Below are 23,963 nucleotides of genomic sequence, written 5' to 3'. Positions count from 1 at the left end.
ATACTCTTTCCATATCAAGGCAGAAAGAGGTAGGTAACCTGTGAATTTATTGGAAGTTCAATCAGTTTCCAAAATCTACGGCAACGGGGAAGCAGCCGTACACGCATTAAAAAATGTCAGCTTTTCCGTTCCAAAAGGTGAATTTGTTGCAGTCGTCGGAGAATCCGGTTCCGGTAAAAGTACACTGTTGAATATGGTGGGCGCGCTTGATAATCCCACTTCCGGAAAAGTATTTATCGACGGCAAAGATATTTTTGCTATGAAAGGCAGCAGCCTGACAATCTTCCGCCGCAGAAACATCGGGTTTGTTTTTCAGAGCTTTAATCTGATTCCAGAACTGAATGTTGAGCAGAATATTATGTTTCCGGTACTGCTCGACTATCAGAGGCCCAATAAAAAGTATCTGGAAGAATTGCTTACTGTGCTCAATTTGAAAGAGCGCCGCAGCCATTTACCCAGTCAGTTATCAGGCGGACAACAGCAGCGTGTGGCGATAGGGCGCGCATTGATTACGCGGCCGTCCCTGATCCTTGCGGACGAGCCGACAGGTAATCTGGACACGCAGAACAGCAGCGAAGTAATTGCTTTGCTGAAAGAAGCCGCAAAGACGTATGAACAAACCATCGTTATGATTACCCATAACCGAAGCATCGCACAGACCGCAGACCGGATCCTGCAGGTCTCCGACGGTGTATTAACTGATTTCGGAAGGTGCCGCGAATGAAAAGCTATCTTAGCCTGATTCCGATTTCCGCAAAGGTACACAGACGGCAGAACCGCATGACGCTTCTTTGCATCATCTTTGCGGTGTTTTTGGTAACGGCAGTTTTTTCCATGGCGGACATGAGCGTCCGAATGGAGACCGCAAGATTGCTGGCAAAGCACGGCAGTCAGGCGCTTGAAAATATGATCGGCAGCGCTGCGGTACAGAATTATTTTCTTCTTGCTGCGGCTCTGTTTGTGCTGATCCTGATTGCAGGAGTGCTGATGATTTCAAGCAGCATTAACAGCAATGTCGCTCAGAGGACAAAATTCTTCGGCATGATGCGCTGTATTGGAATGAGCAGGCAGCAAATAATTCGTTTTGTAAGATTAGAAGCGCTGAACTGGTGTGAAACGGCTATTCCGATCGGCGTTTTACTTGGAATCGGAATCACATGGGCGCTGTGTGGCGTGCTGCGATATCTTGTCGGGGAAGAGTTTTCCAACATACCGTTATTTGGAATCAGCCTGATCGGAATTGTCAGCGGAATCCTTGTAGGTATTATTACGGTTCTCATTGCCGCCGGTTCTCCTGCAAAACGGGCCGCCAAAGTATCCCCTGTAACAGCGGTATCGGGCAACTCTGAAGCTGCAAACCACGCAAACCATGCGTTGCATACCCGCTTTTTCAAAATTGAAACCGCCCTTGGTATTCACCATGCCGTGTCGAATAAGAAAAACCTGATTCTTATGACAGGTTCTTTCGCGCTCAGCATTATCCTCTTTTTGAGCTTTACGGTTGTGATAGAGTTTGTAGGCTGCATTATGCCGCAGTCGTCGAATACCGCCGACATCAAAATTTCCGGCAGCGATGCTTCAAATTCCGTTGACAGTGCGCTGCTGAATAAGCTTGAGGGTATGGATGGCGTGAAACGTGTTTTTGCCCGCCGTAACCTGTCTGATGTTCCGGCGGAAGTCGGAAAAGACAATTCCCGGTCTGAAAGGATTGACCTGGTTTCCTATAGTAACTTTGACTTGGACTGCCTTACGAAAGACAAACTACTGAAAGAAGGCAGCGATATTGGGAAAGTGTACGGGAACAGCAAGTATGTGCTTGCTGTTTGCGGCAAAAACGATTCTTTGGAAGCGGGAGACGTTCTAAAAGCAAACGGTCAGAAGCTGACCATCGCGGGGACGCTGAAATACAACCCCTTTAGCAGCGACGGCAGTTTGGACGAAAAAATAACGCTCATTACTTCCGACGAAACGTTTACCCGGCTGACCGGCATTTCCGATTATTCGCTCGTGCTGATCCAAACGTCAAAAGACGCTACGAACAAAAATGTGGCCGCCATCCGCGGCGTAGTAAACGAAAACGGTACGCTTTCCGATCTGCGCGACCAGCGCACGGCCAATACCTACATTGCGTTCGTACTGTTTGTATATGCGTTTTTAGCCATTATTACTTTGGTCACGGTATTAAATATTATGAACAGCATTTCCATGAGCGTGTCCGCAAAGATCAAACAGTACGGAGCCATGCGTGCGGTCGGCATGGATGAACGTCAGGTTACGAAAATGATAGCCGCAGAGGCGTTTACCTATGCTGTATCCGGTTGTGCCGTCGGCTGTACCGTTGGTCTGCTGGTCAGTAAGCTGTTATATGACTACCTTATTACTGCTCATTATAGCTACGCTGTGTGGAGTATTCCCGCTGTTCCTCTCGTGATCATTCTTCTGTTTGTTATTGCCGCCGCTATCGCTGCTGTCTATGCTCCGGCAAAACGAATTCAGAATATGGCAGTTACCGATACGATTAATGAACTATAAGGCGCTATTGATGTAAATAGTGAAACAGACCTTTGTATTTTCTGCCGGACGGCTGCAAAAAAGCGTCGTCCGGCAGATATATTCCTCTTTTCAAAGAAACGGCGGCTTTGAATTTCAGAGCCGCCCTTTCTTTTGTGCTGGGCAAAAGCAGACGTCGCAGCAACCGCCTACCGCATCGGCGAAAAGCTTATAGACGAGTGGGACGGATGATATACGACTATACGAAAAAAGGCGGCGTTGTTCATACGCAAATCACACTGTCCTCTCATGCCCCAGGTAATGTCAAGAGATGTTCGGGTATGATAACTTTTGCGGTAATATTTTCCGACATTAAACCGGAAAGGTTTAAGATAGTTTAATAAGTTGTATGTCCCAAACGAACATGATTGATATGGAAAACTTGAGTTTGTTTTTGATTGTCAACTATGTGATACCCGGCGTAGCCGTCCGTCACCAGAAAGCCGGTAAAGTCTTTCAGGAAAGCGGCCGCGTGCTTCCCACTGCGGTCCGGCTGATATTCAAAGTATCGGATCGGCGGCCGCCGCGGTCATTGCTGGCGTAAACCCACATCCGCGATTTCGAAGCGGCCGGCTTACCGTCTTCTTTCAGCACCTGCATCACGGTCTCAATCCGCATGAATGGCCCGGTTGTTCAAAAGGCTCTTTATTTATTTGCCGGTACAGAGGCTTCAGTCATGTCTGTGACGTTGGCACAAGCTTCCCGCTGCATTTGTCGCATCTGGTATGCCCCTGGCAGTATTATCAATACAGGACAATGGCTGACAACCACTTATAAAGTGACAGTCAGCTATTTTAGTCGTCTAAAAAATGATGCTATGCAGAACCGGCTTATCTGAATACAACCACCTCTACAAACAGTATACCACAATTCTGAGTATTTTAAGTTATATATGATTGAACCCTCAAATCCGCAGAAAAGAAGGTGTGCATCTATGAAAAACGGGAGTCTTGAATTTCTCATTCAAAACTCCCGCAGCCCGCATAAATACTGGCTTTATGGGCCATGCAACTATGATTGGGCAATTGTCTTGGAGCGGGAAACGGGATTCGAACCCGCGACATTCAGCTTGGGAAGCTGACGCTCTACCACTGAACTACTCCCGCATGCAAAATATTTTATCATATTGTATCAGGATTTTCAAGTGTTTTTTTGACTTAGTAAATCTAAAAACAGTTTTTCCTCCGCCGTTGTTACGCTCCCCACAGAAACCAGAACATATCGTCCTTTCTGGGAAATTAAAACATTCTTCAAGGCGTTGTACTGGGTTGGATTCAGACTCTTAAATCCCGAGGCCTTTGCACTGATGTGCGCATGAATGGCCTGCTGCAGCTGATCGTATTTTGACGTATCAGTCAGAAGAAAGCATGCAAGTTCCGATGCGCTTTCACTAGATTTGCTCATATACAGCGAACTTGCCTCAACAACGCCGTCCGGTATGTCATAATGCTTTGAGATTTGTCCGGGTTCTACTTTGACCAGGTCTTCCGGCTCCAATTCTTTCATGATTCTCTGAGTAATCTGGTCCGGCGAATATCTTGCGTAATTCTCCCGAATATGATGAACCATCAAAAAAGCACCGGTCAGGATCGCAATGGTAAAAATCAAAGTGACAACGGTGAAAATAATCCACTTTTTTCTGCTCTGTTCCGCTTTCTCCATCCTGGTGCCTCCTTTCCGGCCTTTGCTAATAATCGCCATTGTATTTTACATTATTTTCAAGGTTAAATAATTACATATAAGAAAATATAGAATCAGGATTGCCTCTGATCGGTTACTTGCACTTTACATAAACCTGTTTTTTATTTTAATATTGTAGAATTTCGATGTTGATTATTCAACACTTTCCACCTTGTTTTCAACAATTTCCATCTTACAGCGGCAGCAAAACCCCAGTCTTTCAACAATCGGGGCAAACATGTTGAAAAAAACCGGTTGAAACAAAAACTTACGCTTCTGTTAACATAATATAAAATTATGGAAAGGAGGCTGTTCCATCAGCAATTTGCGACAGCAAAATACACAAATAAACAACCGGAAAAGTAAGAAAATGCGCCTTAAAACGGCTATCAAAGCCTGATTAAGACGCATTTTTTGCTCAATTTTGGGATGAGCCCATTTTGCAACAGTCCAGTTCTGCCGTTTTTTAGAATTGCCTGTACATTTCCTTTTTCGCCCCGCAAATCGGGCACCGGTCCGGCGCTCCGTCCAGAACCGTGTGGCCGCAGACAGGGCAAACGTAAACAGCCTTCAATTCCATGTCTCTTCCTTCTTTTGCCGCGTTCTGGGCGTCTTGGAAGAGCTTTGCGTGGACTTTCTCCGCTTCCAGTGCAAAATGAAAAGAGCGTTTTGCTTCGGGTTCGTTTTGAAACTCCGCAGCATTCAGATATACCGGATACATCTGTTCCACTTCATGAAGTTCGCCGTTAATTGCTCCCTGAAGATTCTCCGCCGTTCTGCCGGTCCCGAAAACCCCGCCGGCCGCGACAGTGGAATCGGATGTCGAACCGCCGAGCACCTTAAAATGGTTGCCTGCATGAACCCGTTCCGCATAGGCGATCGCCATAAACAACTTTGCGATTTTGGGGAAACCTTCTTTTTCGGCCATATCGCCCCAAATCAGGTAGCGCATGTGCGCCATGCTTTCTCCGCCATAGGCGGAGCGAAGATAGTCCGCAGTCATTGCATTCTGTACTGCCATCCTGTCATAACCTCCTGAAATAATAATGGTACCGGTATTATTCGAAGTTTTTGCTTTAATCATTCGCCGTTTTAGAATTCCTTTTAAAACTCCGCTTTCCAAAGACCATGCAGGTTGCAGTACTCATAAACCGTTCCGCTTTCCGCGTCTTCAAAATCGGCAACCGGCTGCATACCAGGCTGCAGGTATTTAATCTCCACCCTTTCGCCTGAAACCAGCGCAATCCACTCAATGTGATGCTCCGGCAACATCGGATGCAGCGTGGATCCCACGGCAACCCTGATTCTGCCGTTTTCCCTTGTCACAACCGGCACATGCTTTTCCTGAGCGGCATCCGTACTGTTCGCCACCAGCTTCGTCATATCCTGACCGCAGCACACGAGCGTTCCGCCGCCGTCTTTCACCTTAACAACAATATTTCCGCATCTTTCGCAACGATAAAAATCTGCATTTGACATAATGATCTCTCCTTCAAATTAATTTAAATTTTATTCAAACGCCACAACAGCGTTTTTATTTTTGATACGGGGCAAAACGGTCTCAAGAACACGGAAGCAGTGATTCAGTTCCTTCTGCTCCAGATAAGCGACCGCAAGGTCCTGCCCTATGACAAGATCCATATTAGCCGGCTCAGAGCAAACCAGAACCGCCTTGCCGCTGCCCAGAGCAGCCGACTGGTACACCTTTCCGTCCAGCATCTTTTTGATTCGGTCGATTTCCAGCAGGCCGGTTCCCGGCTGTATCCGCTGAAGATCGAGATAGAGGTCGGGGCTGAGAGACAAGGCATAGGTGCCGTAAATCTCTTTTGCCGCCATGCTCTCGATTCCTGCGGCGATGTCCGTAAAAGCGTTCTCGCCGGTCTTCCACTCGGACCTTTTTCTCTTCTGAATTCCGGAAGCGGTCAGTAAGCCTTCATAGCCCAAATCGCCGTTCCCGAAATAAATGAATTTGTCCTCCATCCGGGCGCATGCCTGCGCGGCATGCACCGCTCCGGTCAGATCGGCCTGATAACCGAGGCGCGCGCTGTTTTCGAGGTCTCTCGCCGCCAGGGTAAAGTCCTGATAAAGGGCGGGGATTTCCATGTATTTTCTGGCTTTCGTCGTAATAAAGCCGTTATTGGCAACTTCGCCGACTTGTCCCGCACTGTCGATCGAAATGCTTTCCACACCAACGCCGAGCGGTCCAAAGACAGGAAGAAAACGCCGACCGGTTAATGTCTTTCTGGCGGACTCCAACACCGCCGTATCGATTTTTCGCCACAGCTCCGCAGATAGTGCGGAGCTCTCTCTTGACAGGTAACTCATCCTCATTCCTCCTTTCGTGATTTTTTATTCCAACAGGTTTCCAACGGTTGATTGATCCGCCGCGTGCCGGGTCTCCCCCCCGGAAATTCCAAGGTCCTCCAGCAGTTCCCTGACCTCCGATTCCCCGGAGGCAAACAGCTCCGCTTCCTTCGGATCGAGTGTTCTCAAAAGCGTCATCAGTTCTCCGACATGGGCTTTTTCCTCATCCCTGATATCCGCGATTACGGTCTTGGCCGTTTCGTTGTCCGTCGCCTGAACATGTGCATCGTAAAGGTAGATTGCTTCCAATTCTCCGGCAATATCCAAACGGATTGCCTGAATCAGTTCCTCCTGGCTCATTTTTCGTTCAACATTGCCTGAAAACGGATTTGCAAATGCCGGCATTTGAATCAACCTCCAATTAAATAATAATCATTCTTAATTCCTGAATTTATCTTATCATAACCTCTTCCAATTTGCAAGGCCTTTACAAAAAAATAATAAAAATTATTATTTTTTACAGCAGGGGTATTTCTTCCTCCAGAGCGCAATCGCTTAATCCCCCACCACTCCCTGAATTCCTCCGGCACAGGAGCTTTAGAACCATCTCATCCACGCTGGTTAAATGTAGTCGGATTTCTTTTCCAAAGGATGCTCCTTCAAGAAAATCAGTAAAGCACCGACTCGCAAACCCTGAAAAAGTCATTGCAAAAAGCCGGAGCAGCCAGTACCCTTTGGGTACTGTTGTTCCGGCCTTTTGCTGGATTTCGACTTTTCAATATTTATCTGCATTCAAAGCGAAAAATTGTGGCGGAATGGAAACGTTGGCCCGGTACCAGGTTCCGGTAAGGAAAATCCGGCCGATGAGGCGAATCCGGAAAATACTGTGTTTCCAGACAGACTGCATGGTGCGGCTGATATTTAATTCCTCCGAATCCAACCGTACCCGGGGCAAAGCTGTTCGCCGTATATACCTGAATGCCGGGAAGATCGGTCATGACCAGCATGACTCTTCCGCTTTGAGGGTCAAAAAGCTCCGCGGCTTTTTTAATTCCCTCCGGGCCGTTCAGAGCATAATTCACATCGTATCCCCCGCACAGGACAAGAAACGGATCGGGCTCGCCGATCTGAGAACCGATCGGAACGGCGGAGCGAAAGTCAAACGGCGTCCCTTCGACCGGAAGAAGCCTTCCCGTTGGAATCAGACCGCCGTCCGCTTCCGTCATTGCGTCCGAAAACACCCGCAGCTCCATGCCGAGAACATCCTTTGCAGCATTCCCCGTGATGTTAAAATAGGAATGGTTTGTCAAATTCAGCGGCGTCTCAGCGTCCGTTTCGGCACGGTAGTCAATCCGAAGCGAACGATCCTCTGTCAGAGTGTAGGTGACTTCCGCGCGCAAATTGCCCGGGAATCCTCCGTCGCCGTCCGGGCTCAGGAGCGAGAAGGTTACAGACGGCTCGCCGCCGTCCGTGGTCTCCTTTACCTGCCACAGGCGGTTCTGGAACCCGGCCGACGAACTGTGAAGCGTGTTGTTCCCCTCGTTTTTGGCAAGATGATAAGACTTCCCGCCGACGGTGAACTCCCCGCCCGCGATCCGGTTGGCAAAGCGGCCGATGACGGCGCCCTGCACATCGCCGGGAGCCTCATACTCCGCCAGCGAATCGTGCCCCAGAACCACGTTTTCAAAAACCCCGTCACGGTTCGGGACCGTCAGACGGACGATGCGGCACCCATAATTTAAAAACTCGCCCGTCATCCCGTTTTTGCTTTTCAAGCTTACCTTTTCAACGGGACGTCCGTTGGAAAGTCTGCCAATTTCCAGCTTTTCCATCACTGTACTCCTCCCGCGATTCATTGAATCTGTTTTTATACGCCCAGCAAAGCGGCGCCGAGAATTCCCGCGTCGTTGCCGAGCTGCGCCCGGCAGATGAGGGTTTGATGCTGAGCGTTTCGCGCGTAGTTTTCGTCGGCGACCGCTTTGCGAAGGGGAACCATCAGCGACTCCCCTTCGTTGCTGATTCCTCCGCCGATGCAAAGAATATCCGGCTGGAAGATATTAATGCAGTTTGCAAGGCCGCACGCAAGATAAAATATGTATTCATCCACAACTTCTTTTCCGGTCGGGTCACCGGCCCTCATGCCCTCGAACGCGGTCCTGCCGTCCACATTTTCCAAAGTGCCGGCCAGCTTCCACAGCAGGGATTCCCGATCCTTTCGCATGGCCTCCCTCGTCATGGCGATCAGGCCGGTGGCGGAAGCATAAGATTCCCAGCAGCCCTTGCGTCCGCAGGTGCAGGGCCTTCCGTTCGCCACGATCACGGTATGTCCGATTTCGCCGCCCGCGAAATTGCTGCCCGCGTAGATTTTTCCGTCAATGATAATGCCGCTGCCGACCCCGGTGCCGAGCGTGATTGCAAGCGCGTTATTGGCCCCTTTCAGGGCGCCCGCCCTGTACTCGCCGAACGCCGCCGCGTTGGCGTCGTTTTCCAGAATCACATCCCGATTCAGCCGTTCGGACAGAAGCTTTTTGAGTTCAAGATTTTCAAAGAAAAGGTTATTGGAGTATTCAACCACTCCGCTTTCCCGATTGACCGTGCCCGGCGTTCCGATTCCCACATAAGGAATATCATTTAAGGTCAGCCGCGCGTTTTTCAGCGCTTCCAAAGCGGTTAAAGCAAGCTGTTCGGTGATTTCCTGCGGCGTGCAGGGTACGGATGTCTTTCTTTTTGCCCTTGCCGCAATCCGGTAATCTTCATCAACCACACCGGCTGCAATATTTGTTCCCCCAAGGTCAATCCCAAGATAATGCATAAGAGATATCCTTCCTTTTTCCCCGTGATATTTATCAGTATAGCATTTCTTTTAGAGCAATGTAAATACGATTGATACGAATTCAAAAAATAAAATCATTCGCGTAAAAGCTGTGATATAATGGTACAATAAACTTAGTAAATTGAAAATGGTGAAAAGACATGACATTGAAAGCTCTTCCGCCAAACATGAAAAATGAGTTTACCCAGGAATATTGGAATCAGCTGCAAAGGAAACGCTTTACGCTGTTTTTAAAGCGCACCGGAGACATCCTGGCGTCTCTTTTCATCCTTTTGATATTTTCGCCTGTTTTGCTCCTTTTGGCAATCGCGGTCAAGCTTGACTCGCCCGGCCCTGTTTTTTACCGCCAAGTCCGGGTCGGCCGCTACAATCGGGACTTCAGAATTTATAAATTTCGCACCATGGTACAAAACGCGGACAAAATCGGCCCCGCCGTTACCACCGGTGAAGACGCGCGCATTACACGAATCGGCAAGCTGATCCGCAAATGCAGGCTGGATGAATTTTCGCAACTGATCAATGTTCTAAACGGAACCATGAGCCTGGTCGGCCCCAGGCCGGAAGTCCGGCGTTATGTGGACGCCTACAGCCCCGAAGGGATGGCGACGCTTCTGGTTCGTCCCGGGATTACGGCTCCTTCCAGCATTGCCTTTAAGGACGAAGACAGGCTTCTGGTTGCTTCCGGCGATCCGGACCGGATCTATATTGAACAAATCCTGCCGCCGAAAACTGAACTGAATTTGGAATATATTCGCAAAGTCAGCGTTTGGGGTGACATAAAGATTATGGTTCAAACCGTTGCAGCGGTAATTTGAGCCATATTTTCAGGGCGATTCACATATGATTGGGTAGAACAGCGGGGGATGAAATGTTGTTTTACCATACGGGAAAGGCCCTGAAAACAGTTTTACTCCTTTTTCTGGCGGTTGTCCTTCTGACCGCTTCCGCCGGCTATGTCCATCAGTCGGTTCCTACACAGATTCAAGAAAAAAAAGAAGCGGATTACATTAAATATGTCGAATTCAACGTTTCGTATCTTGCCTTGAAAAAGGCGATGAATCTGGATATTAAATCCCATGAACAAGGCGGGAGCCTCAGCTGGATTCAGATTCTAGCCTATCTGGGGGCAAAATACGGCGGGAATTTCACCCGCTATAAAAGCTCCGACATGGATGCTTTCGTTGAAAAGCTGCAGACTGCCGGCATTGATGAAATCACCAAGGATATGAAATACTATCATTACTATTTGGAAGCCTATACGGCGGTGCTGGGCGGACTTCTCGGAAAATACCGGGAAAACGGTGAGGAAAAATACGGTCTGATCGGTTATTCGCCGATTGCGAAGACATTTCCTTACTCGGAATGTGATGATTTCGGGGTGCGGCGCACCTATGGATACTCACGGCCCCACCTGGGTCACGATATGATGGCGGCGACCGGAACACCGGTCATCGCGGTAGAATCCGGGATCGTGGAAGCGCTTGGATGGAATCAGTACGGCGGCTGGAGAATCGGGATTCGCTCCTTTGACACCAAACGGTACTATTACTATGCGCATCTTCGACAAAACCGCCCGTATGCTGCCGGTCTTGGCGTCGGCCAGACCGTCAAGGCGGGCGATGTGATCGGGTATGTCGGCCGTACGGGATATAGTTCCAAGGAAAATGTGAATAATATCAAAGTCAGCCATCTGCATTTCGGGCTTCAGCTGGTTTTCGACGAAAGTCAGAAGGAATGCAACAATGAGATCTGGGTGGACGTTTACGCCTTGACAAAACTGCTCCGGCAGCATCAGTCGGAGGTTTACCGTGTCGCGGAGACAAAAGAATACTTCCGTGTCAAAGATATTGAAATCGAATCATAAATATAAGATTTGATTTGCTTTTGCCGCCGAGCTATGGTATAATAACTCCTGCTAAAAACTGAGCCGCTGTGGTGGAAACGACGGACACAGAGGACTTAAAATTTGTTCAGTCCATTGTCGCTTGAAATCTGCAAACCCGCATGGCTATTTAGTTTTTTAAGGTTCAAAACAGCTTTTCGCTTCGCATCCCCTACTTGCATCCCTTAATTTTCCGAAGTGATGAAATTCAGGGAAGTTAAAATTAAATTTGCCGCCATGGTGAAATTGGCAAACACAAAGGACTTAAAATCCGTTCAGCCCATTGTCGCTTGAAACCTGCAAACCCGCGTGGCTATTAAATTTTTTTAAGAACTAAATCCGTTGTTTCTTTTGCATCCCTTACTTGTATCCCTTAATTTTCCGAAGTCGCGAAATTCAGGAATTTTAAAATTAAAGATTTGCCGCTGTGGTGAAATTGGCAGACACAAGGGACTTAAAATCCCTCGGTAGCAATACCGTACCAGTTCAAGTCTGGTCAGCGGCACCAGTGTAGAATCTCTCCAAACCCAGTATTCATGCGGGTTTGGAGACTTTTTTTGTTTTTTTGCGTTTCGCTGAATTTACGCAATTTGTGGAATTTACCGCCTTTTTCTGTAAGGGATGTGTAAGGGATCCACCTGGAAAAACATTCAGGATTGCGTTGGCGGAGGAAACCTTTGAATCGAAACTCAGGTGCGTGTAGATATTGGCGGTTGTGCTGATGTTGCTGTGTCCCAACCACTCTTGAATTTCCTTGAGGCTTACCCCATGAGCATAAAGAAGACTCGCACAGCTGTGGCGAAGATCATGAAAACGAATCCTGCGCATATGGTTTTTCTCCAAAACTCGGGGAAAATGATCGGTAAGATATGCCGGTTTAATCCGTTCGCCAATTTCGTTTACATAAATGTACTCAAGATATTTTTTACAGTAGGAGCTGCCGCATAATTCCCGGTTCGTTTCCTGTTTCTGCTTTAGTTCTTTCAGTACCTTTTCAAAAGGAGCCACAAGCGGCAATGTCCTGCAACTGGATTTTGTTTTGGTACGGTCGCGTGCAACTGTCAGAAATTTACCGTCGATGCTGACTTCTGTAACGGTATGCCGAATTGAAAAGGTTTTCTGGATAAAATCAACGGAATCCCATTTCAGCCCAACAATCTCGCTTCTTCGCAGTCCGTAGAACGCACCCAGAAGAACCGCCAGTTCAATCGGTGTCCCTTTTACAACCTGAAACAGCTTTTCCAACTCTTCTTCGTTGTAGATGCTTCCTTCGAATGGCTGTTTCTTAGGGCGCTGCACGCGATCAGCCGGATTGGATGGAATCATCCCCGTCACAAACGCATACTGCAAAGCTTTTCGAATGTTGGCATGATAGTGGATAACCGTATTCGCGGAAACTCCTTTGTCGTTCAGTTCGTACTGATAGAAATCCTGAATATGTTTCGGCTTTATGTCCCGGAGCAGAAGTTTTTTCTCCTTGAAATACGGAACAATGTGGTTTTTAACGATGTAGAAATACGAACCATAAGTTGTAATTTCGATGCTGTTCTTCATCATGTCAAGCCAACTCAACAAATAGTCTGAAAACAGCACGTTTTTGTTATCGTTTGCGGGCTCTTGTTCGAATTTTTTGCGCTCCGCCTGCAGCATATCTTCCGCCCGTTTTTTGTTACCTCTGACCGGAAGTCCCGTACTGACGGATTTTGTCCGGTATTTTCCCTTGGCGTCCTTGTAATTCAAAATGATCTGATAGATGCCGTTCTTATCGCGCAGATGCCCTGTAACCATTAAACTGAATACCTCCTTTTTCGCAACCAGAAGCACCTGCCATTGACAGCTTCATTATAGCAGATACCCAATTATAATTCAACGCTTTACCACGCTAAAATCATCTTTTTCCGTAAAATATCCCTCGACCTTCAAGTACTTCAGCACATGGATTTTTGGAATTTTATAGATTCGCCCGATTTTGAAATGTTCAATTTTATTTTCCTGCAAAAGACGGCAGGCGGTTTTGGTGCTGATCCCTCCGAGCATTTCACAGAGCTGCTTCACGTTGACCACATCGGGATACCCGCGGAACATCAAAGAATAAGTACCATTTCTTGATAGCTTTTCATCCATGATGTACTCCTTCACAGACCGAAACTGATTGTCAGGGCCTGATTGATTCTTTCCATGTTTTCTTCATCCATAGTACCGATGTATTCCCGAATCCGCCTTCGGTCAATCGTTCTGACCTGCTCCAAAAGGACAAGGGAATCCCGTTCCAGACCGTGTACCGCGTGAAGGAGAATATGGGTCGGCAAATTGGCCTTGCTGTCCGCTTTGCTCGTAATGGCAGCAACAATCAGCGTAGGGCTGAATTTGTTGCCGGTATTGTTCTGAACGATAAGGACGGGGCGAATACCACCCTGCTCTGAGCCAACAACCGGACTTAAATCCGCGTAATAGAGGTCTCCACGCACAATGCTCCGTTCCGTAATTTCTAGATTCCTACCGTTCAAATTCATCGGCTTCATCCTGCTCCATCTCCTTCACAAGAGTATCTTGGAACTGCTCAAGCTCCCTGTAAGTACGTTGTGTCTGCTGATAATGGGTATCGTCCAGCACAATTTTCATTTGACCGGAAGGTTCCCGCTGCATGACGGGCTGCACCTCATCGGCGGCAATAGAAATAGCGTTGCAGGCCAGTTCCAGATAAGGATAGCCCAGCCGGGAAATATCAAATGGAGTCACACTGCATTTGCTGTCCCATGAAAACAGGTTGTGGGCAATGTCAATTACCTCACGGGTACGCTCGTCAAAGCTGCGGGACGCTCGTTTCAGACCGGTAAAACTGATGCCGTCATGCGTGACATATCGGCTGGCAGTCTCATATACATCCTGGTCATAGGAGAGCAGATAAAAGGCCGCGTGATAGGAAGAGTCAAGGTTATCTGCTCTTCCTGTCAGTGCGGCCAGCTTGGCGTATCTGTCTGCCTGTGTCATTGGTCAACACTCCTGTTCCGCCTCATATTCAAAGCTGAAAGAATCGCTCTGAATCGGGTCAATGCCATACTCTTCGTCCAGTTCGTCGGTATACTGTTCGATGATTGCAATTTCTTCCTCATCGGGATACTCGCTTTCACCGGTTCCAAGAGAATAGGAAGATACGCTGACATCGACTTCGGTATCGTCGGCGCCATCCATAAGATCAAGATAGTCATCGTTTTCTTCCAGACTGTCGCGGTCACAGATTCCCGGCATATAAAAAGAAGTATCGCCGGAGTCGGTATGAACTTCCACAACGGAATAGACTAAGCTGCGGTGATCAAGGCCCAGCCTCTCCATGTCAGCCCTGACCTTGGCTCCCGTGATTTCCTCGTAGACTTCACCGGCTTCGGGAAACTGGGCAAGAGAAATCGGCTCGGTGATTTGCATATCCTCATAAGTCTGCACAAAACCGTATTTGAGCTTGTTGAAATTGATATCCCCATTTTTGAAATCGTTTTGGAATTTACTCCATGCATTCTCACCGCTGCCGTCGTACTCCATATCTCCGGCTTTGATCTTCGCGGCAAGCATAGCGTAAAGCATGTTTTCATCGGTTGTGACACCTAAAATACGCATACTGCTATGTTCTGCCCACGCATCGCAGGCTGATAAAATATAAATGTTTGCTGCCATACTCACATCTCCTGTCGAATAAAGATTTCCCATTCTTTCAAAACGGGTATGTAAGGCGCTGGGGAAAGGCGGCAGGCCGATTCCGTATCAAGGAAAAGCATCGCTGCTTTCGGAAGCATGTCCTGCTGTCCTCCCAGCGCTCACTTTACAATCTGTTTTCTGCATCGTATTTGTCCCCGGCACCCCCGATGCGGGAAATCATCAAACTGCCGGTGGCTTACCGGCACACGGGCTCTATACCCCTCCGAGATTCTCTCCGAGCTGCCCCCATTGCGATGTCTGTGGCTGGACAGGAGTATCATAATCACCTTTGCCGGTCTTGGCCTTATCGGGAGCCGCCCGATAGTTACAGCCGGGAGTTGCCGCTCCCCGCAAAACGGATAGAAGCTGTTTTGCGGATCATGGCGCAGCCGCTGATGTGGCTTGTCCGTTCCTCACGGACGGCAAAGGCAACGTGTTTGATGAATGCGTATTCACTTTTCAAGGTCCCGGTGAAGGGATTTATAAAAAGTCCTTTCACCTAACGTCTTTTTTGAGGGGGTTCTGCACGGTATAAATTCAAAAGTTTTTCAAATATTTCTCGATTTTCTTTTTTGCCAGCACCAGACTGTCCTGAATTGTCCGGTAATGAAGTCCTTCCAGTTTTGCAATTTTGCGGCTGCTCAGTCCATGATAAATGCATAACCGGATACGGCGTGCTTGCTTTTCCGTAAGATATTTTTCAATGATGTATTCCATGATTTCTTCTTCATGCTGTCTGGTGTATTCGTCTTCAAGAGAAGCGGTTGAGAGCTTGTCCGTTTCTTCCAGACCGTGAATCGATATGTTTTTATTGGTCTGAGCGTTCTCCAAACGGTCTTGTTCCCGATAGATGGAGTCCGACAGGGCTTTCAACTCCCCAAAATTTTGTTCTGTTTTTTCGGGGTTCTCCGCGAGATAATCTTCCAAAGAAATTTTCACGGTCCGATCCGCAAAGCGGTAAACAATTCCATCGCTGAATTTGTTGAGAGCATAGTCGCTGCCCTGATAATTTTTCAAAGTCATTTCCTCCAATCTGTTTTGAAAAGTCAAAAACAGATTGAAAAGGCGGGGAGCGGCAGTGAGGGGAACTCGTCCCGATTTTATGCGATAATAAAAAATACAGCCCGCAAAAAGCAGGCTGTATTCTCGCATGAAATATAAAACGAAAAAAGACCGCACTTTGCCTATGAAAGCAAAATGCGGTCTTTTTCCATTGATTTTTTAAGGATGTGGAAATGCGGTGGACGTTGTGTTAATGGGACCTCTTGAGGAGGATACAGATAAACGATGTCATAAGGATACCTCTCTCACCAGAGACAGAACAAAAGCCTTATTGACAGTTTAATAAAAGACTACGAACATAGCAAAGGTCCGCTCCTGAAAAAAGGGGCGGACCTATATCTTCTTTGCAGCCAGACTGTCATTGCACTTTAAAAAGCACATTAGACCCTGCGGCTTTGCGTCCCCGCCTTTAGTGGTGTTTGCATAAAGCAGGGTATGGGGCTTACCCTGCTTTATCGACCAGATTGTAATGGATGACGATATCCCGGCATTTCTGCCCATCCACCACCTTGCGTTCTCCGATTTCGATGTACTTGATGAGCTCCAACAGCATTTCTCGGTCAAGCTGTTCGATGGCAACATACTTCTTGATGCTCTGGAGGTACTGCTCAATATCACGCTCATCCTGTGCGGTGTCGGCAAGGCGCTTTTTTAGCTCCTGCACCAGTGACTGCTTTTCTGTCCGCTCCGCTTCGTACTTTACGATGAGACTCTTGAACACCGCTTCGGGAACTGTCCCCAGCACCTTGTCCTCATAGAGCGCCTGTGTGAGCTTCTCCAGCTCCACAAGGCGCTTTTCTGTGGCTTTGAGGGTGGATTTGTCCGCCTTCATCTGCTGTGCGCCCTGCTTGGCCTTGCTGTCCATCAGTTCCTGCCGCACCCTATCTTCGTCCTCAAGTACCCGTTTTGCCCGGTGGCGAATATCGTCCAGCACCAGCTCCGCCAATGGATTCAAGTAGATACTGTGAGCTGAACAGGCACCCGCGCCACTTCGTGTGTAATTACCGCACAGGTAGGAAACATATTTGACAAAGCCTTTCTTGGAGTAATTATGGGTTTCCTGCGTGTACCTCATGGCAAAGCCGCAATCCATACATTTCAACAAACCGCCGAACAAGCTGATTTCATTATCCTTGGTTGGACGGGGCTTGTAGTTTCTTGCGGCAATCTCCTGACAGGCGTTCCAAGCATCCATGTTGATGATTGGCTCATGGGTATTTTCCACCTTGATCCAGTCCTCTTTCGGCTTGTCAATCTGCTTTTTGTTTTTGTAGGACAGGGTACCCCGCTTATTCTGTATCATATGACCAAGGTAGACCTCGTTGCGGAGGATTTTCTTGACTGTCATGTCGTTCCAGAGGTGGTTGCGGCGAATACCCGTATCCTCCTTGCCCTTTTGCTGATAGTAATAATCGAGGGGCGGCAAGATATGCTCTTCATTCAGCTTTGCGGCAATTTTTCGGTAGCCCCAGCCCTTGCGCCGATTGGAAAATATCTTCCGCACCACCCCGGCGGCATATTCGTCAATGATGAATTTGTGCTTGTCATCGGGATGCACCTTATAGCCATAAGGTACAAGCCAACCAAGGTAATTTCCCATTTTGGCATGAGCCTGCTTTACCGCCTTGATTTTCTTGCTGGTGTCCTTGCTTTGGAACTCGTTGAACAGATTCCGGAACGGCATAATGTCATTGTCGCTGTGGAGGGTGTCCACACCGTCATTCATGGCAATAAAGCGGCAGCCGATCATGGGAAACAGATAATCCGTAAACTGCCCCACCTGAATGTAGTTTCTTCCGAAACGGCTCAAATCCTTGACCAGAATCAGGTTAATAAGCCCCTCTTTTGCATCCTCGATGAGCTTGGATACGCCGGGGCGGTCAAAGGTGGTGCCGCTGACCCCATCGTCACAATACACAGAATAATCGTTCCAGCCCTGTTCCTCACAGTATCGAGTGAGCATCAATTTCTGGTTTTCAATACTGACGGATTCTCCCGCCCGTTCGTCATCCTTGCTCAAACGGACGTAGATGCCGACCTTGTAGTCTTTTTGGACTTTTAACATGTTTCCTCACTTTCCGCAAGCCCAAACTGTCGGCAGTATTATCAAAGCCAGTATACCGTATATACTGCCGACAGTCCAGACCACACAGGCGAATTATGCCTTTTTCTGCGGTTCGGGCTGGCTCATGGCGTTCCGGATCGCCAGCCGTTCCATGGTTTTGTCAATATCCTTGCTGCCCTCAAAAAGGCTGGTGAGCCGGTACAGCACCTTGCCGATGCTCACCTCCCGGTAAGCGGCGGGCTTTTCGCTGCAGCTTGCCGTTTTCCAATCTTCGGATAGCTTTTCTATATCAAGGCTTGCGCTTTTATCCCGAACCAGCGTCCAGAATCTGCGCCAAAAATCACGAAACGTAAATTTCAATAGAATGCACCTCCTACATGCTCTGTTCCATGTCCTGCTCGTGCTGATAGCTGTAACCGTCCTTCTGCCGTTTTTTTCTGCCGGATGTTCGGCGCATACGCTCCTGTTCGTATTTCCGGCGCTCAGCATCCGGGTCATAAGGATTTACAAGATTTTCAACAGACTGAGCAAGGTATAAAGCACTGTCGAGGAGAGCAGCCCCACGGCTGTCCACTTGGCTTTGAGCTTCCACGGCATCATATCCCGGTGCCGGAGCAGCTCCGTCTGTTTCTGAAAACCCTCCTGCAGCTGCCATTTCAGGCTGTCCTGTGACTTGTCTATTTTGTCGTTCACTGTCTGTGAAATCCTCCTGTGCTGGTCGCCTATCACCCGGCACAGCATGTCTCCCTGATTGTCGTATATCCCCTGACAATAATCCCGGATGGCTTTCTCTATTTGCGGTGTGGTCGGCAGGGTCGAAATATACTGCCCCAGCGCCGCCATCCGCTCCAGCAGCACTGTCTGGCTGTTCAGCATGGCATCCCATTCCTCGGTTGGAATGGCGCTGACCTGCGGCAGATAGGGTGTGGTCAGCTTCTGTGGTATCTCCTGCGGCTTGTTCAAAGCCTTGAGTTCGTTCAAGTTGGGCAAAGTGCTGTTCCATCCTTTCTTTCAGATATTTTTCATCGTGGAGCTTGTTGTCCCTGCACCGCAGGCCTGTGGGGGCTGTGTAGGTGATGTATTTGTGCTGGGGTATCCACTTCACCCCGTAGCCCATTTCCTCCATACAGGTGGTAAATTCGGCCTTCGTGCGGCTTTTGGAGAGTGCCGTGTCAATGGCGTTCATCAGCTGGAATTTGAAGCTGCCACCCCGCACAGCCGAGCGGTATTCCCCTGCGCCCATGGGCTTCATGGCGGGTTTTTGGTAGGGCTTCAAAATCTCCAAGCCATGCGCCAAACAGATTTCATCGGATAGGGTACGCAGTTGCTCCAAATCCTTTTCATTAAATTGGAGTTTCAACCCTGTTTCACAGCTGACGGAATTCACAATCAGGTGATTGTGCCAGTGATCGCGGTCGATGTGAGTGGCAATCTGGACTTCGTAGCCCTCAAATCGTTTGGCCAGCTCAATTCCCATCTGGTGAATTTCCTGCGGCGTAGCGCCGCAGTCCGGCTTGAAGCTCTGTACATACTGGTAAAAGAACACCTTACTTTCTTTTCTGTATTGCTTTTTTGTTGCCATGAATTCCTGAAAGGCGGTTTCTCCGCAGCAGTTCTGCCCGGACAGCAACCTGCATTGTTCGCCGTTTTGGTTCTGGAAAAGGGTTTTATAATCCTGCGCCACATAATCCATGACTTTTTTCATGGCGGTGCGGCTCTGCGTTTTTTCTTTAATGGCGGTGATGATTGCCATAGGCTCACGCCCCTTTGTCCATTAATCCGCAGATGGAATCGAACACCACCCCGAAGCTCCGTTTTGTTTCGGTGAGGTCGGGGCAGGTAATCCTGCCCATATTGCAAAGCACTGTCAGCTGGTTCAAATTTTTCCCGATGGCTTTCAGCTGTACGGTAACAGCATCCAAGCCATTCACCACAATGATTTCCTTGCCAAGTGCTGATAGGGTGAGGAAATCCGTCATGGTCATTCCCGACAGCTGTGCCTTATTTTGAATGCGGTCATAATCCGCTGTACTCATTCGCATGGCGAACATCTTATCTTTTTTCAAGTAATCACGCTCCTTTCGTCCCGGGGGCTTGGGGGCAGCGCCCCCGACCAGCTGTTTGTATTGGCGGCGGGCGAAATCCCGCTGTCAATACAAACAATATGCTGGCCTACCCTGAAGGGTAGTGAGCGTACCCCAACCCCGCAAATGCTCCCTTGCTTTTCCGCTCCCCTTGGGTTACAATGAGAGCAACTAATTTTTGAAACCGCTTCGGTTTCACGAGCCGTCATTCCATTGCCGTGGAGTGGCGGTTTTTGCTATTCGGCAGACATAGGCATCACCTCCTTTTATAGACTAAATATTAAAATATATAATTATTAGTCTATTATCATATATTAGCAAAGCCTTGCAATCTTGTCAAGACTAATGTATAATAACTTTAATATTAAGTCGGCTGGATGGGGTGACAAAGGATGCGTTACACTTACAAGGTTTGGGTCGCAGATGGCAAAGAGTATTTTGAATATGGAAATGAACAGAAAAAGAAAAAAGACCTGCCCTTCGGGACAAGTCTGATGGAGCTGCTCTATTTGGATGTTTGGGCATATGGCGATTTGTTTGACGGTATGGGCAAGGCTATTATGGAACTGTATTCCTCTAAGGAACAGCGATATGCGGATGAGGTTTTGGCAGCACTGGACACGATAGTCCCCCAGCACATTTATTTTGAGCTGCTTCGTCTGGAATGGCGGGACAGGCTGGAACAGGCCAAACGGCAGAACTATGAGAGCATTGCCGGCCTGCTGCCCCGCAAGGAGCTGACCCATATTTCATCCAATCTCCACACCATGCAGGAGCAGATTAAAACGCTCTTTTCTCATGTGCTGGACTTGGACACCAGCCCCAAGGAGCCGGTGCAGAAAAAGATGGTGCGCTACTATAACTACCGTGGAGATGATCAGTTAAACACCTTTCAGTTTCAGCCACAGCCCATGAGCTTCGAGGTCATTGACCGCAAAACCTTTACCGAGGTGCTGTATCCGAAAAACATCTACGATATGATTGACTACTTCGTGCGGGAGTTCGTGAAGCGGGAACAGTCTGTGCGCATCTGCAAAAATTGCGGGAAGTATTTTGCCCTCTCCGGGCGTTCGGATGCGGAATACTGCAGCCGTCCCATTGACGATAAGGGGCGCACTTGCAGGGGTGTAGGGTCGATCAAGGCTTGGACAGAAAAGCGCAAGGATGATGATGTTTTCAAGGTCTATCGCCGGGAATACAAGAAGCGCTTTGGCTGGATTAGGGCTGGGAAGATTGAGCAGGAGGAATTCTACGCTTGGAGTGAAAAGGCAAGGGAGCAGAAGGCAAAATGTAATGCCGGGGAGATCAGCTTGCAGGAATTTGTGAGGTGGCTCACAAATTCATAGTAAATTAAATATTATCATAAGCAGGAAGAAAGGAAGTGGAATATTTGAATGTGATTATTTCGAAACTAAAAGAAGTACTGTATTCGGTTCTGCCGATTACTGTGATAGTATTGATCTTGCATTTTACTATATCTCCAATTGATACAGCATTACTTATAAGGTTTCTCATTGGTGCGGTACTTATTATTTTTGGCTTAACAGTTTTTCTAATTGGAGTAGACATTGGAATTACTCCGATTGGAAATCTCCTTGGGTCAACGATCGCAAAAACCAATAAAATATGGATCGTCATTATTTTCGGAATTATTCTTGGTTTTTTTATATCCGTTGCAGAACCCGACCTTCATATTTTGGCGGAACAGGTTAGTTCCGTCACATCAGGATTGATTTCAAAGTGGAGTATTGTTGGTATTGTATCAGCCGGTATTTCTATAATGCTTTCAGTAGGACTTATGAAAATCGTTTACAACTTCCCGTTATATAAATTATTAACCATTTTTTATGGTATTATTTTGGCCCTTTCGATATTTACTACTCCGGAATTTTTAGCAATATCCTTTGACGCTTCGGGAGCGACAACCGGCGCTTTAACTGTACCGTTTATTTTATCGCTTGCTATAGGCGTTTCAAAATTGAAAAAGGATAGTAAATCATCTGAAAAAGATAGCTTTGGATTGGTGTCAATCGCTTCAACAGGTGCTATAATTTCGATAATGGTTATGAGTATCTTATCAAAGGCAGATAATGTAACAGGTAATCTTTCTCAAGAGACGATGACAACCTCAATACTTTATTCATTTCTTCACGAATTTTCAAATGTGGCTGTAGAAGTAAGCTTGGCATTGTTTCCCATTATATTAATATTTATAATATTTCAAAAGGCTTCATTCAAATTATCTAATAGAGCTGTTCGTAAAATCCTATTTGGCATTTTGTTTACGTTTTTAGGACTTGTTATGTTTTTAGTCGGGGTTAATGCCGGCTTCATGGACGTAGGAAGTACGATTGGTTATAATATAGCCTCATTAGATAACAAGGCTTATGTCATTATAATAGGTTTTATACTCGGTGTTGTTACTATACTTGCAGAACCGGCAGTCTATGTACTAACGCATCAGATTGAAAATGTCACAAGCGGCTATGTGAGCAGAAAAGCTGTTATGATTACGCTTACTATCGGGGTCGGTGTCGCAGTGGCATTATCTATTGTCAGGATACTGATTCCAGAATTACAATTATGGCAGTATCTGCTTCCGGGATATGTTATTTCTATTGCATTGATGTATTTCGTTCCCAAGCTCTTTGTAGGAATTGCTTTTGACTCAGGCGGAGTAGCCTCCGGTCCGATGACAGCTACTTTTATATTGGCATATGCACAAGGGGCTGCCGAAGCTACAGAGGGGGCCAGTGTTTTAGTCGATGGGTTTGGAATTATCTCAATGGTTGCAATGACCCCTTTAATCGCCTTGCAATTGTTGGGTTTGTTTTATAAAGTTAAGACAAAAAAGGAGTATAGGGAGGTGTAAATCCTATGAATAACGAATCTAAGTTAACTGAAATAGAATTGATATGTGTTATCGTTGATTTTGGATTTGGGAGTAAGGTGCTAAAACGAGCAAAACAATATGGGATAAAAGGCGGTACGGTGACTATAGGAAAAGGAACTGTTAGCAGTCGAATCCTAAATTTTATTGGACTCTCTGATATTAGAAAAGAAATTTGCTTTATGTTGACGGATACGGCAACAGCGTGCCATTCTCTTGAAGGACTTAATAAAGAGTTTGATTTCAACAAGCCAAATCATGGCATTGCTTTTACAACTTCAGTTTTTAAGATTTTGGGGGCGAAAAGTTTTCCATGTGAAAGCTCAGATTATGAAAAAGGAGTGGAGAACACCATGTATCATATGATAACAACCATTGTGGAAAGGGGTAAAGCCGAAGATGTTATTGATGCTGCAACCAAAGCAGGTTCAAAAGGAGGAACCATTATGGGGGGCAGGGGTTCCGGTATTCATGAAACCAGCAAGCTGTTCTCTATGGATATCGAACCTGAAAAGGAAATCGTTCTTATCTTATCGGAAACAGATATGACAGATGCCATTGTGTCGTCTATACGCACACAGTTGAAAATAGACGATCCCGGGAAGGGAATTATTTACATTCAGAATGTCAATAAGGTCTATGGAATATATAAATAGATTAGCGTAGTGAACTTTTTGATTCACAAAATAACCGACAGCAACTGAGTGATGGCTGTCGGTTATTTTTATTCAATAATACTGCCCTGGCTTGCCGTAAATGTTCTACCATTCTTTATGAAAATATTTCGTTCGACGGGTGACCTGAGCCCCGAAAACTGAGCCAATAGAAAAGTTAGTCACAATATGATAAAATGCAGATGGAGTGATTAACATGAAGAAACGGTTCAGCGAGGAACAGATCATCAGGATTCTAAAAGAACATGA

The 23,963-nt window shown here is 47.2% G+C and carries 26 protein-coding genes, 2 tRNA genes and 1 riboswitch; of the genes, 8 read left to right on the top strand and 20 right to left on the bottom strand.

The features are described from left to right. Positions 1–40 precede the first annotated feature (40 nt). Together CAFE_RS15950 and CAFE_RS15945 are read left to right on the top strand one after the other, a co-directional pair. A complete protein-coding gene (locus CAFE_RS15950; protein ID WP_330594059.1) occupies positions 41–724 on the top strand; it encodes an ABC transporter ATP-binding protein in 684 nt (227 codons plus the stop codon). Beyond that, on the top strand, positions 721–2,532 hold the full coding sequence (locus CAFE_RS15945) for an ABC transporter permease (protein ID WP_156991174.1): 1,812 nt from the start codon (positions 721–723) through the stop codon (positions 2,530–2,532). The genes CAFE_RS15950 and CAFE_RS15945 overlap by 4 nt, the downstream gene beginning before the upstream one ends. 355 nt (positions 2,533–2,887) lie before the next feature. Here CAFE_RS15945 and CAFE_RS20720 read toward each other — a convergent pair whose 3' ends face one another. The 10 genes from CAFE_RS20720 to CAFE_RS15895 form a co-directional block, all read right to left on the bottom strand. Continuing rightward, positions 2,888–3,064, bottom strand: a complete 177-nt coding sequence (locus CAFE_RS20720) for an IS66 family transposase (RefSeq protein ID WP_083210059.1) — start codon at positions 3,062–3,064, stop codon at positions 2,888–2,890. Positions 3,065–3,581: 517 nt separating this feature from the next. Beyond that, positions 3,582–3,656 (bottom strand) — tRNA-Gly (locus CAFE_RS15935). A gap of 34 nt (positions 3,657–3,690) precedes the next feature. Next, positions 3,691–4,212 (bottom strand): DUF4358 domain-containing protein, encoded by a 522-nt coding sequence (locus CAFE_RS15930; RefSeq protein WP_066645163.1) that lies wholly within the window; start codon positions 4,210–4,212, stop codon positions 3,691–3,693. A 484-nt stretch (positions 4,213–4,696) separates the two neighbouring features. Beyond that, positions 4,697–5,251, bottom strand: a complete 555-nt coding sequence (locus CAFE_RS15925; RefSeq protein ID WP_066645161.1) for a rubrerythrin family protein — start codon at positions 5,249–5,251, stop codon at positions 4,697–4,699. A gap of 83 nt (positions 5,252–5,334) precedes the next feature. Then, a complete protein-coding gene (locus CAFE_RS15920; protein WP_407926883.1) occupies positions 5,335–5,712 on the bottom strand; it encodes a desulfoferrodoxin family protein in 378 nt (125 codons plus the stop codon). A 27-nt stretch (positions 5,713–5,739) separates the two neighbouring features. Then, positions 5,740–6,555, bottom strand: coding sequence for a family 1 encapsulin nanocompartment shell protein (locus tag CAFE_RS15915; protein ID WP_156991173.1), 816 nt, complete (start codon positions 6,553–6,555; stop codon positions 5,740–5,742). A 24-nt stretch (positions 6,556–6,579) separates the two neighbouring features. Further along, on the bottom strand, positions 6,580–6,939 hold the full coding sequence (locus CAFE_RS15910) for a demethoxyubiquinone hydroxylase family protein (RefSeq protein WP_066645155.1): 360 nt from the start codon (positions 6,937–6,939) through the stop codon (positions 6,580–6,582). Positions 6,940–6,944: 5 nt separating this feature from the next. Beyond that, positions 6,945–7,085: a hypothetical protein gene (locus CAFE_RS15905; protein WP_156991172.1), complete on the bottom strand. Its 141-nt coding sequence runs from the start codon at positions 7,083–7,085 to the stop codon at positions 6,945–6,947. 231 nt (positions 7,086–7,316) lie between these two features. Next, the gene (locus CAFE_RS15900) at positions 7,317–8,366 is read right to left on the bottom strand and encodes an aldose epimerase family protein (RefSeq protein WP_083210057.1); all 1,050 of its coding nucleotides are present in this window, start codon (positions 8,364–8,366) and stop codon (positions 7,317–7,319) included. Positions 8,367–8,401: 35 nt separating this feature from the next. Further along, a complete protein-coding gene (locus CAFE_RS15895; protein WP_156991171.1) occupies positions 8,402–9,346 on the bottom strand; it encodes an ROK family protein in 945 nt (314 codons plus the stop codon). A gap of 161 nt (positions 9,347–9,507) precedes the next feature. On the opposite strand from CAFE_RS15895, the gene CAFE_RS15890 reads away from it, so the two are divergent. The 3 genes from CAFE_RS15890 to CAFE_RS15880 all read left to right on the top strand — a co-directional run bounded on the left by CAFE_RS15890 (position 9,508) and on the right by CAFE_RS15880 (position 11,757). Then, positions 9,508–10,182, top strand: coding sequence for a sugar transferase (locus CAFE_RS15890; RefSeq protein WP_066645149.1), 675 nt, complete (start codon positions 9,508–9,510; stop codon positions 10,180–10,182). A 53-nt stretch (positions 10,183–10,235) separates the two neighbouring features. Beyond that, positions 10,236–11,231, top strand: coding sequence for a M23 family metallopeptidase (locus CAFE_RS15885; RefSeq protein WP_066645147.1), 996 nt, complete (start codon positions 10,236–10,238; stop codon positions 11,229–11,231). Positions 11,232–11,670: 439 nt separating this feature from the next. Then, positions 11,671–11,757, top strand: a tRNA-Leu gene (locus CAFE_RS15880). Positions 11,758–11,783: 26 nt separating this feature from the next. Here the strand turns inward: CAFE_RS15880 and CAFE_RS15875 are convergent. The 10 genes from CAFE_RS15875 to CAFE_RS15830 form a co-directional block, all read right to left on the bottom strand. Then, complete coding sequence (locus CAFE_RS15875) at positions 11,784–13,037, bottom strand: tyrosine-type recombinase/integrase (RefSeq protein ID WP_066645145.1); 1,254 nt, start codon at positions 13,035–13,037, stop codon at positions 11,784–11,786. Positions 13,038–13,115: 78 nt separating this feature from the next. Continuing rightward, positions 13,116–13,373 carry a helix-turn-helix domain-containing protein gene (locus CAFE_RS15870; protein ID WP_083210056.1) on the bottom strand — a complete coding sequence of 86 codons (258 nt, stop codon included), beginning with the start codon at positions 13,371–13,373 and terminating at the stop codon, positions 13,116–13,118. An 11-nt stretch (positions 13,374–13,384) separates the two neighbouring features. Next, a complete protein-coding gene (locus CAFE_RS15865; protein ID WP_066645197.1) occupies positions 13,385–13,762 on the bottom strand; it encodes a type II toxin-antitoxin system PemK/MazF family toxin in 378 nt (125 codons plus the stop codon). After that, positions 13,746–14,240 carry a hypothetical protein gene (locus tag CAFE_RS15860; protein WP_066645143.1) on the bottom strand — a complete coding sequence of 165 codons (495 nt, stop codon included), beginning with the start codon at positions 14,238–14,240 and terminating at the stop codon, positions 13,746–13,748. Before CAFE_RS15860 ends, CAFE_RS15865 begins: the two co-directional genes overlap by 17 nt. 3 nt (positions 14,241–14,243) lie before the next feature. Beyond that, positions 14,244–14,918, bottom strand: a complete 675-nt coding sequence (locus CAFE_RS15855) for a hypothetical protein (RefSeq protein WP_066645141.1) — start codon at positions 14,916–14,918, stop codon at positions 14,244–14,246. A 558-nt stretch (positions 14,919–15,476) separates the two neighbouring features. Next, positions 15,477–15,956: a hypothetical protein gene (locus tag CAFE_RS15850; protein WP_066645196.1), complete on the bottom strand. Its 480-nt coding sequence runs from the start codon at positions 15,954–15,956 to the stop codon at positions 15,477–15,479. Between the two features lie 387 nt (positions 15,957–16,343). Then, positions 16,344–16,435: riboswitch (cyclic di-GMP riboswitch) on the bottom strand. Positions 16,436–16,443: 8 nt separating this feature from the next. Then, positions 16,444–18,066 carry a recombinase family protein gene (locus CAFE_RS15845; RefSeq protein ID WP_156991170.1) on the bottom strand — a complete coding sequence of 541 codons (1,623 nt, stop codon included), beginning with the start codon at positions 18,064–18,066 and terminating at the stop codon, positions 16,444–16,446. Between the two features lie 93 nt (positions 18,067–18,159). Next, complete coding sequence (locus CAFE_RS15840) at positions 18,160–18,426, bottom strand: hypothetical protein (RefSeq protein ID WP_156991169.1); 267 nt, start codon at positions 18,424–18,426, stop codon at positions 18,160–18,162. Positions 18,427–18,439: 13 nt separating this feature from the next. After that, positions 18,440–19,819, bottom strand: a complete 1,380-nt coding sequence (locus CAFE_RS15835) for a relaxase/mobilization nuclease domain-containing protein (protein WP_156991168.1) — start codon at positions 19,817–19,819, stop codon at positions 18,440–18,442. 4 nt (positions 19,820–19,823) lie between these two features. Next, a complete protein-coding gene (locus CAFE_RS15830; protein ID WP_156991167.1) occupies positions 19,824–20,132 on the bottom strand; it encodes a plasmid mobilization protein in 309 nt (102 codons plus the stop codon). Between the two features lie 410 nt (positions 20,133–20,542). Between CAFE_RS15830 and CAFE_RS15825 the strand changes: the two genes are divergently transcribed. From CAFE_RS15825 to CAFE_RS15815, 3 genes are read left to right on the top strand one after another with little or no spacing between them, the layout of a single operon-like run. Beyond that, complete coding sequence (locus CAFE_RS15825) at positions 20,543–21,496, top strand: DUF6076 domain-containing protein (RefSeq protein WP_156991166.1); 954 nt, start codon at positions 20,543–20,545, stop codon at positions 21,494–21,496. A gap of 44 nt (positions 21,497–21,540) precedes the next feature. Further along, entirely contained in the window at positions 21,541–23,022 is a 1,482-nt protein-coding gene (locus tag CAFE_RS15820; RefSeq protein WP_156991208.1) for a DUF1538 domain-containing protein, read from the top strand. 5 nt (positions 23,023–23,027) lie between these two features. Then, on the top strand, positions 23,028–23,696 hold the full coding sequence (locus CAFE_RS15815; protein ID WP_156991165.1) for a P-II family nitrogen regulator: 669 nt from the start codon (positions 23,028–23,030) through the stop codon (positions 23,694–23,696). Positions 23,697–23,963 lie beyond the last annotated feature (267 nt).

The organism is Caproicibacter fermentans, assembly GCF_009746625.1.
Lineage (GTDB): Bacteria > Bacillota > Clostridia > Oscillospirales > Acutalibacteraceae > Caproicibacter > Caproicibacter fermentans.
This window is presented reverse-complemented; position numbering and strand designations above follow the sequence as displayed.

Excerpts from the sequence above, each read along its gene's own strand:
- CAFE_RS15815 (WP_156991165.1), top strand. The coding sequence starts at position 23,028 with ATGAATAACGAATCTAAGTTAACTGAAATAGAATTGATATGTGTTATC.
- CAFE_RS15900 (WP_083210057.1), bottom strand. The coding sequence starts at position 8,366 with ATGGAAAAGCTGGAAATTGGCAGACTTTCCAACGGACGTCCCGTTGAA.
- CAFE_RS15925 (WP_066645161.1), bottom strand. The coding sequence starts at position 5,251 with ATGGCAGTACAGAATGCAATGACTGCGGACTATCTTCGCTCCGCCTAT.
- CAFE_RS15910 (WP_066645155.1), bottom strand. The coding sequence starts at position 6,939 with ATGCCGGCATTTGCAAATCCGTTTTCAGGCAATGTTGAACGAAAAATG.
- CAFE_RS15915 (WP_156991173.1), bottom strand. The coding sequence starts at position 6,555 with ATGAGTTACCTGTCAAGAGAGAGCTCCGCACTATCTGCGGAGCTGTGG.
- CAFE_RS15870 (WP_083210056.1), bottom strand. The coding sequence starts at position 13,373 with ATGGATGAAAAGCTATCAAGAAATGGTACTTATTCTTTGATGTTCCGC.
- CAFE_RS15845 (WP_156991170.1), bottom strand. The coding sequence starts at position 18,066 with ATGTTAAAAGTCCAAAAAGACTACAAGGTCGGCATCTACGTCCGTTTG.
- CAFE_RS15895 (WP_156991171.1), bottom strand. The coding sequence starts at position 9,346 with ATGCATTATCTTGGGATTGACCTTGGGGGAACAAATATTGCAGCCGGT.
- CAFE_RS15885 (WP_066645147.1), top strand. The coding sequence starts at position 10,236 with ATGTTGTTTTACCATACGGGAAAGGCCCTGAAAACAGTTTTACTCCTT.
- CAFE_RS15930 (WP_066645163.1), bottom strand. The coding sequence starts at position 4,212 with ATGGAGAAAGCGGAACAGAGCAGAAAAAAGTGGATTATTTTCACCGTT.
- CAFE_RS15875 (WP_066645145.1), bottom strand. The coding sequence starts at position 13,037 with ATGGTTACAGGGCATCTGCGCGATAAGAACGGCATCTATCAGATCATT.
- CAFE_RS15835 (WP_156991168.1), bottom strand. The coding sequence starts at position 19,819 with ATGGCAATCATCACCGCCATTAAAGAAAAAACGCAGAGCCGCACCGCC.
- CAFE_RS15855 (WP_066645141.1), bottom strand. The coding sequence starts at position 14,918 with ATGGCAGCAAACATTTATATTTTATCAGCCTGCGATGCGTGGGCAGAA.
- CAFE_RS15825 (WP_156991166.1), top strand. The coding sequence starts at position 20,543 with ATGCGTTACACTTACAAGGTTTGGGTCGCAGATGGCAAAGAGTATTTT.
- CAFE_RS15865 (WP_066645197.1), bottom strand. The coding sequence starts at position 13,762 with ATGAATTTGAACGGTAGGAATCTAGAAATTACGGAACGGAGCATTGTG.
- CAFE_RS15860 (WP_066645143.1), bottom strand. The coding sequence starts at position 14,240 with ATGACACAGGCAGACAGATACGCCAAGCTGGCCGCACTGACAGGAAGA.
- CAFE_RS15890 (WP_066645149.1), top strand. The coding sequence starts at position 9,508 with ATGACATTGAAAGCTCTTCCGCCAAACATGAAAAATGAGTTTACCCAG.
- CAFE_RS15945 (WP_156991174.1), top strand. The coding sequence starts at position 721 with ATGAAAAGCTATCTTAGCCTGATTCCGATTTCCGCAAAGGTACACAGA.